Here is a 16,668-nt window from a genome sequence, read left to right on the forward strand (position 1 = left end):
CACTGCGGGGGTAATCAGAAATTGAAACCCGACTTACCACCGTTAAATTTCAAAAATATACGTTTTGACCCCTAAATTAAAAATCTACGGGAGAACAAGCCGCTAAAAGTAAAGAACAAACGTCAAACTCCCTTTATTTTCGTGTGTGTTACTTCTCGAACACATAGAAGTACCTCTCTAGGCTCTTGTGAACCCTCTGGTAGTACTTTCCGAGCGTTCTGAATCCCACCGCTTCGGCCTCACCTTCCCCGTCAAAGCTGGTGGGGAACGCGGTTACAAGCCTGCCACCCTCCTCAAGCACGCTGTAGATACTCCTCAAAGCCTTCCGGTAAAGCTCGTCCCTTTCCCTGCCAGCGAGAGTCGCGGCGGTGCCGTAGGGCGGGTCCGTTACCACCGCCTCAAACTTCTTCTTTGGAAAGAGCTTCTCCAGCCTCGTAGCGTCGCCGAGCTTGAGGGTGTAATCCTTTACGCCGTAGTGCCTGAGGTTGGTCTCGGCCCCCTCCACCATCTCCGGCCTTATGTCCACGCCGTAGACCCTGAGGCCAAGCAGACCGGCCTCTATGAGTATTCCACCTGCCCCCATGAAGGGGTCCAGTACTTCCCTCCTCGCTTTGGCCAGGTTAACGAGAGCCCTGGAAAAGCGCGGATGGAGTGAGATTGGCCGGAAAAACGGCCTGTGGTGGGCTTTCCTCCTCTCGAAGGTCTTTGGGTCGAAATATTTCAGCCTTACCCCTGTGTAGAGCCTCTCGCCGCAGTAAACTCTTACGAGCGTATCAGGCTTTGAGAGGTTCACCCTGAATCCCTGAGAATGTATAACTCCCCCAAGCTTCCGCGGGAGGTCTAAAACATCGTGCCCGCAGTTGCTCATCGTCTCGGTATCGACCTTGAATGTGCCCCTTATCGGCCAATCGACTTCCCTCGCCTTCCCGAGGAGTTCATCAACAGAATCCGCTTCGACGAGAAGAAAACCGTACTCGTGGGCCAGTCCGAGTCTGTTCAGAAACGGGAGGGCTTTCTCGTCGGCCTCGACCTTAATAACGAGGTAGTCCTGGCCGGTTATTTTCCCACCGCCCAGCTCTAGCATCGCCTTGACTTCATCCCCCGCCATCTCCGGCAGGTTTCCAAGTATTTCCACGTAGAGCATCCGACCACCTCAGAGGACGTTGAGGTACTTGTGCACCTGGAAGCTGAGCCCGACGTTTTTTCTTCCCATTATTCCCGCCGCCTCGCGGTAGAACTCCATCAGCTTTTCCGGGCTCATGTCTATCGGCTCTCTCGGCTGGATGACGAGCGGGGCGAGGTCTTTCAGGAGTGAGGCGTACCACCGGACGTTCTCTAATTGTGTCTCCTTCGTGACAACGAGCTTTGCATAGGTTTTCGCCCCGGCCTCCTTCAGGATTCTGATGCTCTCGATTTCCCTGAGAACAAGGCCCTTCCAGTCTTCCGTCGCCCTTGCGCTCTCGTCCTTTATGTCGACGCTCGCATAATCGGTCAGCGTTGCGATTTCTTTAATCATCTCCGGGAGGCCGCCGTGGGTCTCGAGGAAGTTATCGAAGCCGAGCTCCTTCATCCTCTCCATCAGGGCTTTCAGGGGCTTTACCTGAAGGGTCGGCTCTCCACCGGTATAGCTTATCGAGTGTATGTCCCCAGTATCGAGCCGTAGGATGGCATCAGTCACCTCTTCCACACTCGCTGGGTTTTGCCTGTACTTGAACTTTCCGGTGAAGGGTTCCACCTCGTGCCTCCAGCGGGAAACGCGGGAAGCATCGATGTACTCCTTTGAATCGCAGTAAACGCAGTGAAGGTCGCAGCCAGCGAATCTAACGAATATCTGCCTCCTCCCGAACGCGGAGCCTTCGACGCTCCCCCCTTCTCCCTGCCAGCTGTTGAAGACCTCTGCTATGATGACCCGCATTCTATCACCTCAAAGCTCCTCGACGTCCAGTCCCTTCACATGCTCGCTCACGAAGCCCTCAAGAATTTCGACCTTAACTTCCCTCCCCTCGCCAGTCATGTCCGCCATTAGCTTTACCGCCCTCGCGTAGTCCCACAGGCGTCTCTTGGCCTCTCCCGTTACTCTTTCGGCCATCACTATTAGCTCCCTCTCTTCGGGATGGGCGCTTACCCACTCAACGACTTTTCTCGCGTCCTCCTCAGTGAAGATGCCTCCCTTTCTGAACAACATACATACCACCTTTTCAGTCCATTGGGGACAGCACAATCGAATTATTTGATTGTTTAATTGTTTTATTATTTAATCATCTAAACTTTTGGCTCTACTATCGGCGCGTCCGTCAAATGTACTTCAGGAGCAGCTCCAGTGCACTCTCAAAGACTTCTCTGTCTTCGTCCTCAAGTATGGAATCCAGGTAGTGGATGTTTGCTATGTTAATGAGGACGTACGCGGTGTTTCTGTCCAGTCCGAGGTCGTAGGCCTCGTATATCACTATCTCCTTCCCTAAGGCTTTGTTCATTAGGTCGACAAAGTGCCTGATGTCCTCCACGCTCAGCTCGTCCCACTTGCTCTCCAGTTCGTCAAAATACCTCTCAAGCAGCCGGATTTCCTCAAGGTCAAGGTTTAAGGTTCCCTCCGCGAACGGAAACTCCCCGACGCGGAAGACTTTGACACCGTCCCTGTCCTGGATTCCGATGGAGTCCCAGAGGATGATCCCCTCGATGGGATTGTGCCCGTACCTGCCAGTCAAATACGAGAACGCCTCAAGGACGCGATCCATGTCGTCTATGAACTCCTCTTCATCCTCAAAGTGGATTATCTTGCTCACGGTTCCTCCCATCTTTCGCACCGCTCTGAGTTCGATGGGGCCTATTAAAGGATATCGCCCGGCAGATTTTTAGGGTAATAACCCAAAATCCCAATGCCCGACGAGTATTGGGTTGCGATGAAGTCGGGACCCCCAGGGGCGACACTCGCAAAGCCCCCCTTCCGCTTCCTCCAAAACCTGTTCCGCAGGATTTTTATACGCCGCCCCGTACAAAGTTGAGGTGTTGTTATGGTCACGCTCATCATCGCTGAGAAGCCCAACGTTGCCAGGAAGATAGCCTATGCCCTGGCCGAAGGCAAACCCGTGAGAAAGACCATCGGGAAGGTGGGCTATTACGAGTTCACACGGGACGGAAAGAAGGTCATCGTGGCTCCCGCGGTAGGACATCTCTTCTCTCTCGCCCCCAAAGTTAAGACCTACGGTTATCCCATTTTCGACATCGAATGGGTGCCTGTCTATGTCGCCGAAAAGGGGAAGAGCTACGCAAAGGACTATATAAAGGCCCTTGCGACGCTGGCAAAGCAAGCCGATGAGTTCGTCGTCGCCTGCGATTACGACACGGAGGGTGAGGTCATAGGCTACACCGCCCTCAAATACGCCTGCGGTGTCGACCCGTCAAAGGCGAAGAGGATGAAGTTCTCGGCTTTAACCAAGGCGGACCTCCTCAAGGCCTGGTACAACATGGAATCGACGATAAACTTCGGTATGGCCGATGCTGGCGTGGCGAGGCATGTTCTGGACTGGTATTGGGGCGTTAACCTCTCCAGGGCCCTTACGTCAGCCATAAAGCGCGCCAGCGGCAAGTGGATGGTACTCTCAACAGGTAGAGTCCAGGGGCCCACCTTGAAGTTCCTGGTTGATCGAGAGAAGGAGATTCAGAACTTCAAACCGACCCCCTACTGGGTCATAAAGATGGTTCTGGAGAAGAATGGGGAGGGGTACACCGCCAACTACGAGAAGGAACGCATCCTCAACGAGGAAGAGGCCAAGAGGATAGTCGAGGAGGCCAAGAAGGGGCCGGCTTTCGTTGAGAGGATTGAGGTCAAACAGCAGAGCAGAAAGCCTCCTGTGCCCTTTGACCTCGGAACCCTCCAGAGGGAGGCCTATTCAGCCTTCGGATACTCTCCAAAGAAGACGCTGGATATAGCACAGAAGCTTTATGAGAAGGGCTTACAGTCGTATCCAAGGACGAGTTCTCAGAAGCTCCCGAAGAACCTCAACCTGAAGGGCATAATCCAGAAGCTGGCTCACCTCTCGGATTACAAGCCCTTCGCCCATGAACTCCTGGGGAAGGATAAGCTCAAACCCGTTGAGGGCAAGAAGGAAGACCCTGCCCATCCAGCCATCTACCCAACCGGAGAGCTCCCAAAGCCCGGTGACCTCACAAAGGACGAACAGAACATCTACGACCTGGTCGTCAGGCGTTTTCTGGCTCTCTTCATGGAGCCCGCGGTAAGGGAAACGATGAGGGTCATCATAAACTCCAACAACCATCGCTTCATCCTGAGCGGTGCGAGAACCGTTAAGGAGGGCTGGCTAAAGGTATATGGTAAGTACGTCAAGTTCGACGAGGTTATCCTTCCTGCTTTCAAGGAAGGTGAGTCCGTCAAAGTCCTCCAGATAAAGCGCGAGAAGAAGAAGACCAAACCACCGGCGCGCTACTCTCCGGCGGCGGTCATCAAGAGGATGGAAGACTTGGGAATTGGAACCAAGGCAACCCGCGCCCAGATACTGGAAACCCTGTACAGCAGGGGCTACATCGAGGGCAAGAGGAAGATAAAGGTCACCCCGCTGGGAATGCGCGTTGTCGAGGCCCTTGAGAAGAACGTCCCCGACATAGTCAGCGTCGAGCTCACCAAAGCCTTTGAGGGGAAGATGGAGGACATCATGGCCGGAAAAGCGAACAAGGATCAGGTCATCGAGGAGAGCAAGAATGATTTGGTAAAAATCCTCGATGTCTTCAAAGAGAAGGAGCTCGACATAGGTAGAATGCTCCTGGAAAGCACAGGAACCGGGGTAACAACAAGCAAAGAAACAGCGAAGAAGACCAAAGCCGTGAATGAGCTCAGCGAGGAAGAGGAGAAGGCGGTTCAAAAGGCAGTGGATGGAGAATCCGGCTCCGAACCAGTTAAAAAGCCCGAACGAAAGGCCCTCGTCATCGGTAAGTGTCCCAAATGTGGCGGCGACCTTGTGGTCCGCTACAACAGGAAGACCGGAAAGCGCTTCGTCGGCTGCTCGAACTGGCCCAAGTGCGACGTCACCTACCCCCTCCTACAGCGCGGTAAGATAATCCCGACCAACAAGACCTGCTGCGGTGGGGCGCCCGTCGTGAAGATACGCGAGGGAAACCGCGAATACGAGATATGCGTTGACATGAACTGCAAGGACTGGAAAAAGGGCGGTGGTTCCAGTGGAAAACGCTGAAACCGCCAGAAAGTTCCTTGAGAACGCCAGGATGGCCTTCAGGGAGCTTCGGGTGAAGTCCATCCAGAAAAAGCTGACTCTAGAGGACCTCCGCGACGCACAGGTTGGTATCTTCCTGAACCTCGCCGACGCGAGCCTCCGCTTCTTCCTGGAGGGGAACTCGGAGGGTCTTGATGACTGTTACGTAACCTTCCTTGAGGCGCTGCTCTTCCTTAGAGATGAAGGACTCTTAGTGAGCATTCCAGAGGTTGGAGTCCAGCTCGGTGCCCTCTCCAACCTCGACCCGGAGGAGGGTTTTTCTCTCGACAGGAGGCTCTCGCTCCTTGGTGAGCCAAAGGAGATTCAGGTGTGGGCCAACAGGGTGATAAAGCTCAGAAAGGCCCTAAATGGGGAACCCCCAAGGGAACCACTAAGGGAGCTGGGGTACGGCACGAGCGAGGGTGATAGGCGGTTCCCCCTTCTCCTCAAAGCCGCGAGGAGAATATACGAGATGAACCCACCGGGGATCGAGGAGTTCTCAACGCTGCTCTACCTTGAGATGAGGCTCGGCCTTGAACCCACCTCCATACTCTGCAGGGACGGCCGCTGTGAGGAGATATCCAAGCTTGTAGATGTGGATAACTTTGAGAAGGTCGCCTCCGGGGACGTTGATGTCTACTACCGGTTTTCCAGCGGGAAGAGGGTAACCTCTCGCTGGGGAAGCGTGAACCTGGGCACTCCTGTAGAAATAGTGGTTTTCTCAAGAAGAAAGAATAGGGGGTTTAGATGCGTTAAAGAAGCTGTTTGAGCAGGGAAATCCTGCGCTTGCTCAGGAGAACCTTCGGGTGCTTCAGGAGTGCTTTGATGACCTCTCCGTAGTCCCCGCCGGCTATCTTCTCAGCGTCCGCGCTGCTGAGGAGCTGAATGAACAGGTCGAGGTCCTCATCCGTGAGCTTCTCGGTAACCTTCCTGACCTTGAGAACCTTCTCAAGCCTCTTTCCGTCGGTCTCCCACCACTCCTTGGTATAGTTCTGGAGGAGTGAGATGTTCTCCTCTTCGAGGGCCTTGTTTATCCACTTGCTCGCTATGGTTCCCGCTTCCATCGCCTCGGCCATTCCGCCACCGTGCATCGGGTTAACCTGCCTGGCAGCGTCTCCAACTACGAGGACGTTGTCCTTTGCAAGCTCCTTGACGAAGCCACCAACCGGGACAACACCGACGTTTATCTCAAGGAGCTTCTTGGCGGGTATGTTGTTCTCCCTGAGCCACTTGTCGAGGTAGTACTTGGCCGTCTGCGGATTATCCGAGTTGATGCCTATTCCGACGTTGGCCCTGTCCTCGTCCTTCGGGAAGACCCAGACGTATCCCCTGGGAGCGACCTCGTTGCCAAACCAGAGGTGTATGAGGTCGGGGTCGTAGCCCTCTATGAGCATCTCGTACTCGTAGCTTGAATCGAACTCATGCGGTGGAGCGTAGGTGTTTATCCCTGCTTTTCTGGCTATGGTGCTCTCAACGCCGTCAGCGGCGACGATTACCTCGGCATAGATCTCGACCGGTTCGTCCTCATGCTTTGCCTTGATTCCAGCTATTCTGCCATCTTTCCTTATGACGTCTTGAGCCTCCGTCCTCGCGAGAACATCTGCACCGGCCTTGGCGGCGTAGTAAGCGAGCATCTTGTCAAAGACCTTTCTCTCAAGGATTACGCCGCTGGCCTCTTTGTACCTGAGCTCCAGCTCGTAGCCGCTCGGGGAGTAGAGCTTTGCACCGTAAATCTCGCGGTTGATGTAGCGCTTGTCGTAGGGGATGTCGTACTCCTCGAAGACCTTTATGCTTATGCCCTCGGCGCACTGCTTTGGACTTCCTATGGCGGGCTTCTTATCGATAAGAAGAACCGAGTAACCGGCTTTAGCAACGTTTCTGGCCACTATCGGGCCGGCGATACCCGCGCCGACAACGACGACGTCGTATTTCATCTCGTTCATTCTTTCACCTCCAGTGGCTCAGCGCTTAAAGCTCCAACCGGGCAGGCGTTGATGCATATCCTGCAGCTTATGCACTCCTCCTGGATGAACTCCCAGCCACTCGAGTGGACTTCAATGGCGAGGGTCGGGCAGACACCGGCGCAGCCGCCACAGAGGTAGCACCTGTCCTCATTGACCACAACTTTAATCTTCTCCGGCATTGGTGTCACCGCCGTTTTGTTTTAGCCTTTCCTCATCGATTTCGATGAAGTTCTCTTTTATTCTTAACGGTACGAATCTGTCCAGTTCCTGTGCCTTTACGAGGACTTCTCTCTCCTTGAGGTTGAGCCTGTCGCTGAGCTCGTCCACAGTGGCACCGCCCGTGAGGAGTATGTAGTGGAGAATGGCCAGCTGTGTCATGTCACCTATCTCCCTCAGGTAGCGCTCCTTTATCTCCCTCATCAGCTCGTTTCTCCGGCTCTCTATTGTTCTGAGAAGCTCCAGAACCTTCTCGAGCTCCTTCGTAAGGAGAAGGAAGGATTGCACCTCGTCCAGAAGCCCTTCGTGTTTTTCGGGGATTCCGCTTATATCAATCGAGGCCTTTTTGAGGCCGTCGTTTGAGAGCTCAAGGCCGCGATACCAGAAGAGGTTTGGAGTTAAGGTGACTACGTACGTCTTTGCGGTGTTTATCTCGTAGTATTTTCTCGCCGGGCCGAGGAACGGGCCCTCCCTCTCGTAGGACTTCAAAATTCCCTCGCGCTCCATTATTTTAAGGTGCTTGGCGACGGCGGTCGAAGAAACGCTTACTTTATTACTTAAAAAGCTGAAGTAGCATTCAGTACACGTCAGATGGCTTAAAAGATCCCTCCGGACCTTGTTTCCTAGAATGTAAAACACATCCGGTTCCGTCTCAGGCATGGCCCACACCACCCAAATCTGTGACGTAAAGCTTATATAGTGAACATTCAACCTTAAGTTGCAAACCTGGGGATTCCAGGTCACGTTTGATTGCGTTCAGCGGGTTATAAACCTTTAGACGGAGGTGCTGGTATGGGATTGATTAGCGATTCCGACAAGAAAGTAATTAGGGAGGAGTTCTTCTCCAAGCTGGCCAACCCGGTCAAGATTATCGGCTTTACTGGCAAGGAGCACTGCCAGTACTGCGAGCAGCTCAAGCAGCTCGTTCAGGAGCTCGCCGAGCTCAGCGACAAGCTCACCTACGAGTTCCACGACTTCGACACAGAGGAGGGCAAAAAGATAGCCGGGGAGTACAGGATCGACCGTGCCCCGGCCGTTACCATAACCCAGGACGGCAAGGATATGGGCGTCAGGTTCTTCGGCCTTCCAGCTGGCCACGAGTTCGGTGCGTTTCTCGAGGACATAGTTGACGTCAGCAACGCCACCACCGACCTCATGCCGGAGAGCAAGCAGGAACTCGTCGGGATTAACAGGGACGTCAGGATACTCGTCTTCGTCACCCCGACCTGCCCGTACTGCCCGCTCGCCGTCAGGATGGCCCACAAGTTAGCCATAGAGAACACCAACGCCGGCAAGGGCAAGATACTCGGCGACATGGTCGAGGCCATCGAGTACCCGGAGTGGGCCGACCAGTACAGCGTCATGGCCGTCCCGAAGATCGTCATCCAGGTGGACGGCGAGGACAAGGTCCAGTTCGAGGGAGCATACCCGGAGAAGATGTTCATGGAGAAGCTCCTCGCAGCCCTCGAGTGAGGGCTTTTGTTCCTTTCCCTTCGCTTTTCTGCCTTCTCACTTCCCTGTTAATGCAGCCATCTTTTGAACTTTTGGAGTTTCCACGGAAAAGTTATAAATCTCACGGCCCACCCATAGCGGGGGAGCCAATGAGCACGAGGATAGGTGGTGTGAACGTCAGGTTTACCGGGGAGCTTGACGACGGTTTTGAGGACGCTTTTAGTGGGCTCTTCTCGAGGCGCTATCTTCCCGACGTGAGACCCGGTTCAGGGGATCCTCAGGTCGTCGTTGAGCGTTTTAAGGGCGAAGAGTTTAGGGTCTTCAGCTCGTCTTATGACTACCTTGGTAAGGACGAGTACAAGATAGAGTCCAGCGTCCCCTCCGCCTACGGCAACGAGGCGCCGATTTTCTTCATACTCCAGGCGGCGGCGAGGGCCGCGGCAAAGTCAGGAAGGATGTTCATAACAGACTCCGTCGGCATCGTGGCACCCAGCGGCAAAGCGATCCTGTTCGTGGGCTACCCACATACCGGTAAGAGCACGATGTCGGTTCTCGCCTTGGCCCGCGGACTACCGGTTCTGAGCACCGAGAACACCGTTGTGGAGGTCAGGAACGGGAAGCTCTACATCATTGGTGGGACTGAGGTTCTGGTCTACGACCCACGCGTTGAGGGAATCTACGACGTCGATGTTCCCTGCGACGAACAGACGAGGAGCGGTTATAGAATAAAGGATCTGAAGGACGATCCTGAGAGGAAGTGGCTCCTTAAAAAGGGCGTTGAGATAGACATGATGGTCGTCCTCCACGCGGCCTTCAACTGCATGGAGGCCAGCTTCTCCCAAATAAAGGGGAGGAAGGTCAGAAAGACCCTCTGGTACTTCTCGACCGCGCTCATGAAGGGCCTCGACTACTACGAGCCCGCCCCGCTCCATGTCCCAATGAACGAAGAGATAAGCGATAACCTCCGCGAGTTCCTTGAAACTGCATCGGCAAGCTATTCCGGCAGAATGTACGAGGCCTTCGGCAACCACAGGACTGTCTTTGAGAGAGTTCTTGAGGTGGCATCGTCCCTCTGAGAGTTTTCCGTTCTATTTTCTCTGCTCTCAGAGGTAAACCATATAACCTCTTGTTCATATATTAACTCATAGCATCGCACAAAAGACTTGTTCGGGTAACTTTGTGACGGGGGTGCTCCGATGGAAGTCGAGAAGGTGGATAACGCCAGGGTTTACGTCCTAGCCGATGACTACGCGGGTTACAATAGTCCTTTTTGGGCACAGCATGGGGTTTCGTTTCTCATCGACGCAAGGTCTGGAGAGACCAGACGGAGGATCCTCTTCGACACGGCCTCCTACGCCGAGCCAATCCTCTTCAACATGAAGCTACTCAGGCTCGATCCCAGCGAAATAGACGCCATTGTCCTCTCTCACAGTCACTTCGACCACACTGGGGGCCTTCTGGGCATCATAGAGGAGATAAAGAGGGAGGTACCGGTATTTGCCCACCCTGAGATATTCAAGGTGAGCTTTGTGATGGATCCGGAGTTCGTTTATGCGGGGATTCCACCACTTAGGGGAGGCACAAAGGAGAAAATCGAGGAGCTTGGTGGGATATGGGTTCTTAGCAGGGATCCAATAAAAATAATGCCCGGAGTGTTCACCCTTGGGGAGGTTCCGGTTGAGGAGAGGGTTGACTTCGAAAAAGAGACCTCGGTAGGCCTCTACAAACTTGAGGATGGGAGGATAGTTAAGGATGACGTGAACGATGAGGTAGGACTCGCGATAAACACCAGAAAAGGCCTTGTCGTGGTAGGAGGCTGCTCTCATCCGGGAATAGTCAGCATGGCGCAGAAGGCAAGGGAGATAAGCGGGGTTGAGAGCGTTCATGCAGTTGTCGGCGGTTTCCATCTGATAGATGCCAATGAGGAGAGGATTCAAAAGACTGTTGTGGCCTTGAAGGGAATTGGAGTTAAAAAGGTCTACGCCGGCCACTGCACCGGCCTCAAAGCGGAAGCTCTCTTCGCTAGCGAGTTCGGTGAGGACTTTGAGAAACTCCACGCGGGGAAAGTCATAGAACTCCTATAAAACCCCTTATGCGGTACCATCGTTTCGTTCTTTCCATTTAGGGCTCATTGAGAGGCGTCTGGTTGAGGGGGTGCTGACCTCCTCCCCGCTCTGAAGGGCGAGGCTTTCAAGAGAAAAAAGTAAAGTGATTTTTAATTTTTCTCGCTTTCAAACTGACGGAAAAGAAAGACGAGGATTGTCTGTACCTTTCAATTCTCTTAGAGTCTTATTGCAACGTTACAAAAGTCTTTTATTTTCCCGTTCCCTATCGTCCCGTTTCAATTCTCTTAGAGTCTTATTGCAACTAGAAAACAACACCGCCACTATCATCCTCACAGGAAAGTTTCAATTCTCTTAGAGTCTTATTGCAACCGAGTGCAAGTTCTTATGGGGTGCTGGAGGTAATCCCAGTTTCAATTCTCTTAGAGTCTTATTGCAACGAGGCCGAGCTCGACGAGATGGCGCGGGAGATAGACAAGGTTTCAATTCTCTTAGAGTCTTATTGCAACGATCGTGACGACAGTAGAAATGCCTCAACAACTCCACGTTTCAATTCTCTTAGAGTCTTATTGCAACCGCGCAGGTCGACGGCATAAAGATACAGGTCGGCCAGGTTTCAATTCTCTTAGAGTCTTATTGCAACCGGTGCACCCACTAAAAGACGCTTCTATGTCATGCGTTTCAATTCTCTTAGAGTCTTATTGCAACTTAACCCTGTCAGCGCCGAAAACGTCGCAGTACTTCTGTTTCAATTCTCTTAGAGTCTTATTGCAACGTCGGAAGCTCCCTTAGCCCTGAGTATATAGACGCGGGTTTCAATTCTCTTAGAGTCTTATTGCAACGCGGGAGCCGGGCTCTACGTCCTCACCGTCAGCCCGTTTCAATTCTCTTAGAGTCTTATTGCAACACGACACGTCCCCGGCCTCAGCCATCCGCGACCAGGCGTTTCAATTCTCTTAGAGTCTTATTGCAACCTGAAGCCCCCGCCATGCTCATCTTTGTGAGCCTTTGAGCGTTTCAATTCTCTTAGAGTCTTATTGCAACGAAAGAGGCGCCAGTTCTACCAATCGTCCGCAAAAAGCGTTTCAATTCTCTTAGAGTCTTATTGCAACTCATCGAACAAAAGAAGCTTATGGAGGACTACTTCAGTTTCAATTCTCTTAGAGTCTTATTGCAACCTTGGACAAAAAGCCCATTTTCACCACCAGGGCTAATAGTTTCAATTCTCTTAGAGTCTTATTGCAACACTATCATTTTGAATGATTTATCGAGGAGCTCAAACGTTTCAATTCTCTTAGAGTCTTATTGCAACGTGGGAGAATGAGCTACATAGCGAAACTCACCTTCAAGTTTCAATTCTCTTAGAGTCTTATTGCAACCCCGTAGCGCTTGTACGCCTTGCCGAGCGCTTGATGAGTTTCAATTCTCTTAGAGTCTTATTGCAACAGGGCGAATTCTCCCCTAGTTTGCCCTCTGAACTAACAAGAGCGGTCGAAGTTTATAAGCTTTTCCTCAAAGGGTACTTTAAAAAGCCCCTAGAAGCCTTCAATCCAGGGTTCTGAAGTAAGTTTCTATCCAATACCTCCTCCTTGCCCTTCCCTTGAGTCAGGGTATAACTATATACGTGAGACTTCCGGAACGTTTAAAGAGCTTTAAACACAGGTTGATCTGCTTTTATGCCTTTTCGCACAAAAATACTCAATTTGCACTGGGGACGAGCATTAAAGAAGCCTCCATACGCCTCTGTTCAGAATTTTGAAAAAATTTCGTCATAATTTTATCTATAAAAACAACTTTTTGTTAGATAGTAACTAAAGGTTATTAAAGACTTCCTAGGGTTAATTAACAGGTATTTTCTAGATTAATTGCTTATTAAAATCCTGTTTGAACAACAAAAGGATTTAAACGTGATACGAGCCAAAAACTATAAAATTATCGAACTGTAGTGACTATGGTGATAGCATGTACGTTATCATTGTCTACGACATCTCGGTTGAGCGAGTTAATAAGGTCAAAAAGTTTCTGCGCCAGCACCTGCACTGGGTTCAGAACAGCGTCTTCGAAGGGGAGGTCACGAGGGCAGAGTTCAAGAGGATAAAAACAGGCATAAAAGGGCTTATCAATGAGAACGAGGATTCTGTTGTTATCTACAAACTCCACTCAGGACCGAGGAGGGAAATAATTGGAGTGGAAAAGAATCCCATAGAGGACATCATTTAGAGTCTCTCCACCGCACTGCATATCCGGCCTGAAGATACAGTTTTCACTTCATTTTGAAAGGAAATGACCTCCTCCCCACCCTGAAGGGCGAGGCTTTCGAAAGAGAAAAAGCAATGCATGTTATGATGGAGGGGGGAGTGGGTGCGTGTATGTTGATAATGTTAGCTTTAGGAAATGTGAAGTTGTGGTATGAGGAGAGGGAGGTTCATTTGGTCATGAGCGTGCACAGTTTTTGCAATGTGATCAAACATTTTTTCAGTCTAACTTGAAAAAAAGTAGAAGAAGTAGAAAAACACAAAAATGCGCATGCTATAAAATTTCTGAAAAAGAGTGAATAAAGAAATTGAAAACAAAAAACATGCACAAACACTCAAGAACACGCGTGAGTTTCTCACGCGTATTATAGTTGCACCCCAACATTTCATGTTTTTCTACTTTTTTTCAAGTTTAACTTGAAAAACTGTTTCACCTTCTCGCGCACATTGAACATCATATCTTGATGATACGCTTAACGCCCTCTTCTCACGTGCAAAAACATGTGAAAACAATAGCTTTACATAGTATAAGCTTTACATAGTATAAAGGAATTAGAACGCTCTAACATCACTTTCACGTCTAACTTTCTCCCTTTGAAAGCCCCACCCTCCATAATATGAAGAGATCAGAAAAGATGAAGGTACTGGAGGTTTTTCCTTCTGAAGCCTCCTCATGGAAAAGAACCGGCAAATTGAATCTTTCATAACCCTTCCTCAAAACCAAGCCACCAGGGGTTCATACTCCTTAACCCTAACAAGGTGCTTAATCAGCTTGTATGCCTCAAGCCTAATCAGCCTCTGCTTCGTAACGTTCTTCTTGAGTCCTGGATGTTTCACACTCTTGCCCAGCTCTTTGTTGTAATGCTCAAGGACGGTTTTCATACCTTCTTTCGTCATCAAAACTCCGTTAAGCTCACCCCTGAAGTGCTCCTTCTTGATTATACCCTGTTTCACGAGGCGCGTCGCTATTCTGTCGGCTATTATCGGCTTGAATATCTCGCTCAAATCAAGCGCGAGCGAAAACCTCCTCTCGCCCGGCTCGTGGAGGTAGCTTATGGTTGGGGCGAGCTGGGTGTTGTAGAGTTCGCTCACGATGGTGGCGTAAAGACGAGAATTGAGGAAGCTTATCAGCGCGTTCATTTCGTTCCCCGGCGGCCTTCTCGTCCTTTTCACAATCTTAAAGCCCCCTGGAAGGGCATTGTCCCAAAGGCTGTAATACTCCTCTCTTATCCTTGCCTCAACGTTCATAACCTCTGTTATCTTCCTCGCGCTCTCAAGCTCTCTGAAGAGTTCATCTAAAAGCTCCAAAAATCCATCGGCGACCTTCCATCGTTTGAGGTTCTTCTCCATGTTGAGGGCGCTTCCCCTCACGAAGAGCTTCGCCAGAGTGAGGCGCTTTTCCCGGTTGAGGTAGTGCTCGGCCTGTGCCACGACCAGGTTTCCGGAATGGAGCTTCTCCCTCGGGTAAAAGCTGCCGTCGTAGTGGCCGTAGTGGTTGAAGAAGTGGACGGTTATCCCCTTCTGCGCCAGGAAATGGAGGGCCTGGGAGCTTATGTTCACGTGACCGTAGACGTAGATGTCGTAGATTCCTTCAACGGCTAGGGGCTTCCTCCCGCTGGCGTTCTCGAAGTAGAGTGTGTTCTCCCTCCGGAAGAGGTTTCCGTCAGAGAAGAGGGTGAGGGAGCGTTTTCTCATTTTCCTTCACCGTTGTGAGTGTTCTTTGCTTTCTTCTCTTTCCAAGACCCATCTTTCAGGAAGCCCTCAATTTTTCCAATGCATTCGTCAAAGCCCCCCATTATGGATTTCTCAATATCTTCGGGGGGGAGACGCTTTCCTAGCCGTATGCTTCTTTCCACATCCACCACCTCAAACCCAGCACAGCTCGTAGTAGGCGCACTTTTTACACTTTTTTGATTTAACTGGCTCCGGCGGAGCGGGCAGTGATTTTATCCTCTGAACTTCCAGAATTGCCGCCTCCACTTCCTCTTCCCTGCCGTCAAGGGTTATCTCCTTCGTCTCGTTGAGCTTCGGGTAGTGGAGAACCGCCTTCCCCTCGATGCCGAGCCTCTTGAGGTAGTAAAGGTAATAGAGTGCCTGCATCTCGTGGGCCTTCTCCATCGCCTTCCCGAGCTTGACCTCGTGGACTTCTATGATGTTCCCTTTCCTGATGAAGTCTATCTTTATGCTCCCGATCTGGACCTCCTTCTCCTCGTTGGCGTAGCGTTGTTCATGAAGGAACTTTCCAAGGTCAACCCACTCATTTTCATGCTCCATTGTGATGCCCTTCGAGAAGTACCAGAGCTTCGTGGGGCAGATGAAGAGGTAGTTGATTTCTGTGCCGCCGATGAGGAGCTCGTCGAGGGGGTATTCATTTTCCACCTCCAAACCTCCAGAGAAGCCAGTGATGGAGGAATGGGTCACTGACCTCAAATTCTCCATTAATGCGATGTATCAGCTCTTTTTCCCGGAGGGCCTTGATCGAGTACTGAACTGATGAAGTTGAGCTGAACCCATACTTTATTAGGAACTCAGCGGAGTACAGATCCCTCTCTCCTCGGGCTATGGCCAGAAGAACCTTCCTCTGGGATAACGGTAGTGCGTCCCATATCTCGATGTAGCTGGCCTCGCTTTCCTTAACGAGTTCTTCAAACGTCTTTTCAACGTCTTCAATTTCGAGGCTCCCTTTGAGCTTTCCGACGTACCAGAGCCTGTGGCAGAACTTCTGAGTGTAATAGGGGTGGCTCCCAGTTAGCTCAAGAACTCTATCTACGATGTTCTCCTCGATCTTGATCCTCGTTTCCTTAAATTTCTCCAGTATAAACTTCCTGAACTCATCCTTCGGAATCTTTCCTAGAACCATGTGCCTGCCAAAGTTATAGAATGGGCTCTGGGCCGAGCGGAATATTCTCTCCATCATGCTCCTTCTGCTCCCGATGAACACGAAGGTCACATCCTTCTGCCACTGGAACTTCGAGCGCATTTTTTTCAGGACGTCCTCCCCAAGTTCTGCCACTTCCTGGAACTCATCGAAAACCACCACTATTCTTCTCCCTAGATGCTCGGCCAGTCTCTGTGGGACTTCAAGGGCATCACCCAACGCCTTTTCTTCCTCTCCAAATGTGAACTCGACTTCGAGTGTGTCTCCAAGCCGGACTTTTGGAGTGACTTTTTTGAAGAGCTTTTTGGCGCTCTCCACAAGGTTTTGGAGCTTTAAATGCTTCAGAGCCTCCGATGCTATTTTCTCCGCAAGTTCTTTCTTTGTCAGCACGCTGTAGCAGTCCACCCAGAGGGGAACGATCTGGCCCTCCAGGGAAAGAATGGCATTGTAGACGAGCGAACTCTTCCCAAAGCGCCTTGGAGAGTAGATTATCACGTTCTGGCCGCTCAGCATCTCCATCTTTAGCTCTTCAAGCTCCTTTTTTCTGTCCGCAAAGTCCTTACCGACGACGGGTTCACCGTATCTGAAGGGGTTCTCCATTACAGTTTCACCTGT

Annotated in this window: 17 protein-coding genes and 1 CRISPR repeat array; of the genes, 6 read left to right on the top strand and 11 right to left on the bottom strand. The window is 51.3% G+C overall.

The features are described from left to right. Positions 1–148: 148 nt before the first annotated feature. The 4 genes from E3E29_RS01050 to E3E29_RS01065 all read right to left on the bottom strand — a co-directional run bounded on the left by E3E29_RS01050 (position 149) and on the right by E3E29_RS01065 (position 2,795). Positions 149–1,144 (bottom strand): TIGR01177 family methyltransferase, encoded by a 996-nt coding sequence (locus E3E29_RS01050; RefSeq protein WP_167909124.1) that lies wholly within the window; start codon positions 1,142–1,144, stop codon positions 149–151. A 9-nt stretch (positions 1,145–1,153) separates the two neighbouring features. Further along, positions 1,154–1,915, bottom strand: coding sequence for a 7-carboxy-7-deazaguanine synthase QueE (locus E3E29_RS01055; protein ID WP_167909125.1), 762 nt, complete (start codon positions 1,913–1,915; stop codon positions 1,154–1,156). Between the two features lie 9 nt (positions 1,916–1,924). Then, positions 1,925–2,185 carry a hypothetical protein gene (locus E3E29_RS01060; RefSeq protein WP_167909126.1) on the bottom strand — a complete coding sequence of 87 codons (261 nt, stop codon included), beginning with the start codon at positions 2,183–2,185 and terminating at the stop codon, positions 1,925–1,927. Positions 2,186–2,294: 109 nt separating this feature from the next. Then, positions 2,295–2,795 (bottom strand): hypothetical protein, encoded by a 501-nt coding sequence (locus tag E3E29_RS01065; protein WP_167909766.1) that lies wholly within the window; start codon positions 2,793–2,795, stop codon positions 2,295–2,297. Positions 2,796–3,011: 216 nt separating this feature from the next. On the opposite strand from E3E29_RS01065, the gene topA reads away from it, so the two are divergent. Next, positions 3,012–5,207, top strand: coding sequence for a DNA topoisomerase I (gene topA / locus E3E29_RS01070; RefSeq protein WP_167909127.1), 2,196 nt, complete (start codon positions 3,012–3,014; stop codon positions 5,205–5,207). Beyond that, positions 5,194–5,994 (top strand): hypothetical protein, encoded by an 801-nt coding sequence (locus E3E29_RS01075; protein ID WP_167909128.1) that lies wholly within the window; start codon positions 5,194–5,196, stop codon positions 5,992–5,994. The genes topA and E3E29_RS01075 overlap by 14 nt, the downstream gene beginning before the upstream one ends. Here the strand turns inward: E3E29_RS01075 and E3E29_RS01080 are convergent. From E3E29_RS01080 to E3E29_RS01090, 3 genes are read right to left on the bottom strand one after another with little or no spacing between them, the layout of a single operon-like run. Further along, a complete protein-coding gene (locus E3E29_RS01080; RefSeq protein WP_167909767.1) occupies positions 5,978–7,159 on the bottom strand; it encodes an NAD(P)/FAD-dependent oxidoreductase in 1,182 nt (393 codons plus the stop codon). The two genes, E3E29_RS01075 and E3E29_RS01080, sit on opposite strands and share 17 nt — an antisense overlap. Before the next feature lie 5 nt (positions 7,160–7,164). After that, a complete protein-coding gene (locus E3E29_RS01085; protein ID WP_167909129.1) occupies positions 7,165–7,368 on the bottom strand; it encodes a DUF362 domain-containing protein in 204 nt (67 codons plus the stop codon). Further along, on the bottom strand, positions 7,352–8,065 hold the full coding sequence (locus tag E3E29_RS01090) for a transcriptional regulator (protein WP_167909130.1): 714 nt from the start codon (positions 8,063–8,065) through the stop codon (positions 7,352–7,354). The genes E3E29_RS01085 and E3E29_RS01090 overlap by 17 nt, the downstream gene beginning before the upstream one ends. A 132-nt stretch (positions 8,066–8,197) precedes the next feature. On the opposite strand from E3E29_RS01090, the gene E3E29_RS01095 reads away from it, so the two are divergent. The 4 genes from E3E29_RS01095 (at position 8,198) to cas2 (ending at position 13,140) form a co-directional block, all read left to right on the top strand. Then, the gene (locus tag E3E29_RS01095; protein ID WP_167909131.1) at positions 8,198–8,878 is read left to right on the top strand and encodes a thioredoxin family protein; all 681 of its coding nucleotides are present in this window, start codon (positions 8,198–8,200) and stop codon (positions 8,876–8,878) included. A gap of 128 nt (positions 8,879–9,006) precedes the next feature. Then, entirely contained in the window at positions 9,007–9,933 is a 927-nt protein-coding gene (locus E3E29_RS01100; RefSeq protein WP_167909132.1) for a hypothetical protein, read from the top strand. A gap of 120 nt (positions 9,934–10,053) precedes the next feature. After that, the gene (locus E3E29_RS01105; protein WP_167909133.1) at positions 10,054–10,941 is read left to right on the top strand and encodes an MBL fold metallo-hydrolase; all 888 of its coding nucleotides are present in this window, start codon (positions 10,054–10,056) and stop codon (positions 10,939–10,941) included. Positions 10,942–11,126: 185 nt separating this feature from the next. Next, positions 11,127–12,366: direct repeats of the CRISPR family, unit length 30 nt; unit sequence GTTTCAATTCTCTTAGAGTCTTATTGCAAC. A gap of 516 nt (positions 12,367–12,882) precedes the next feature. Next, a complete protein-coding gene (cas2, locus tag E3E29_RS01110) occupies positions 12,883–13,140 on the top strand; it encodes a CRISPR-associated endonuclease Cas2 (RefSeq protein WP_167909134.1) in 258 nt (85 codons plus the stop codon). A 749-nt stretch (positions 13,141–13,889) separates the two neighbouring features. On the opposite strand, the gene cas1b is transcribed toward cas2, so the two are convergent. From cas1b to E3E29_RS01130, 4 genes are read right to left on the bottom strand one after another with little or no spacing between them, the layout of a single operon-like run. Next, complete coding sequence (cas1b, locus tag E3E29_RS01115) at positions 13,890–14,870, bottom strand: type I-B CRISPR-associated endonuclease Cas1b (protein WP_167909135.1); 981 nt, start codon at positions 14,868–14,870, stop codon at positions 13,890–13,892. Continuing rightward, positions 14,867–15,031 (bottom strand): hypothetical protein, encoded by a 165-nt coding sequence (locus E3E29_RS01120; RefSeq protein WP_167909136.1) that lies wholly within the window; start codon positions 15,029–15,031, stop codon positions 14,867–14,869. Before E3E29_RS01120 ends, cas1b begins: the two co-directional genes overlap by 4 nt. Positions 15,032–15,041: 10 nt before the next feature. Continuing rightward, entirely contained in the window at positions 15,042–15,554 is a 513-nt protein-coding gene (gene cas4, locus E3E29_RS01125; protein WP_167909137.1) for a CRISPR-associated protein Cas4, read from the bottom strand. Then, a complete protein-coding gene (locus E3E29_RS01130; protein WP_167909138.1) occupies positions 15,544–16,653 on the bottom strand; it encodes an ATP-binding protein in 1,110 nt (369 codons plus the stop codon). The genes cas4 and E3E29_RS01130 overlap by 11 nt, the downstream gene beginning before the upstream one ends. Positions 16,654–16,668 lie beyond the last annotated feature (15 nt).

It is taken from the genome of Thermococcus sp. Bubb.Bath, assembly GCF_012027595.1.
Classification (GTDB): domain Archaea; phylum Methanobacteriota_B; class Thermococci; order Thermococcales; family Thermococcaceae; genus Thermococcus.

What these genes read in the sequence shown, in the direction of transcription:
- E3E29_RS01050 (WP_167909124.1), bottom strand. Translation starts at nt 1,144, where the DNA reads ATGCTCTACGTGGAAATACTTGGAAACCTGCCGGAGATGGCGGGGGAT.
- E3E29_RS01055 (WP_167909125.1), bottom strand. Translation starts at nt 1,915, where the DNA reads ATGCGGGTCATCATAGCAGAGGTCTTCAACAGCTGGCAGGGAGAAGGG.
- E3E29_RS01060 (WP_167909126.1), bottom strand. Translation starts at nt 2,185, where the DNA reads ATGTTGTTCAGAAAGGGAGGCATCTTCACTGAGGAGGACGCGAGAAAA.
- E3E29_RS01065 (WP_167909766.1), bottom strand. Translation starts at nt 2,795, where the DNA reads ATGGGAGGAACCGTGAGCAAGATAATCCACTTTGAGGATGAAGAGGAG.
- topA (WP_167909127.1), top strand. Translation starts at nt 3,012, where the DNA reads ATGGTCACGCTCATCATCGCTGAGAAGCCCAACGTTGCCAGGAAGATA.
- E3E29_RS01080 (WP_167909767.1), bottom strand. Translation starts at nt 7,159, where the DNA reads ATGAAATACGACGTCGTCGTTGTCGGCGCGGGTATCGCCGGCCCGATA.
- E3E29_RS01085 (WP_167909129.1), bottom strand. Translation starts at nt 7,368, where the DNA reads ATGCCGGAGAAGATTAAAGTTGTGGTCAATGAGGACAGGTGCTACCTC.
- E3E29_RS01090 (WP_167909130.1), bottom strand. Translation starts at nt 8,065, where the DNA reads ATGCCTGAGACGGAACCGGATGTGTTTTACATTCTAGGAAACAAGGTC.
- E3E29_RS01095 (WP_167909131.1), top strand. Translation starts at nt 8,198, where the DNA reads ATGGGATTGATTAGCGATTCCGACAAGAAAGTAATTAGGGAGGAGTTC.
- E3E29_RS01100 (WP_167909132.1), top strand. Translation starts at nt 9,007, where the DNA reads ATGAGCACGAGGATAGGTGGTGTGAACGTCAGGTTTACCGGGGAGCTT.
- E3E29_RS01105 (WP_167909133.1), top strand. Translation starts at nt 10,054, where the DNA reads ATGGAAGTCGAGAAGGTGGATAACGCCAGGGTTTACGTCCTAGCCGAT.
- cas2 (WP_167909134.1), top strand. Translation starts at nt 12,883, where the DNA reads ATGTACGTTATCATTGTCTACGACATCTCGGTTGAGCGAGTTAATAAG.
- cas1b (WP_167909135.1), bottom strand. Translation starts at nt 14,870, where the DNA reads ATGAGAAAACGCTCCCTCACCCTCTTCTCTGACGGAAACCTCTTCCGG.
- E3E29_RS01130 (WP_167909138.1), bottom strand. Translation starts at nt 16,653, where the DNA reads ATGGAGAACCCCTTCAGATACGGTGAACCCGTCGTCGGTAAGGACTTT.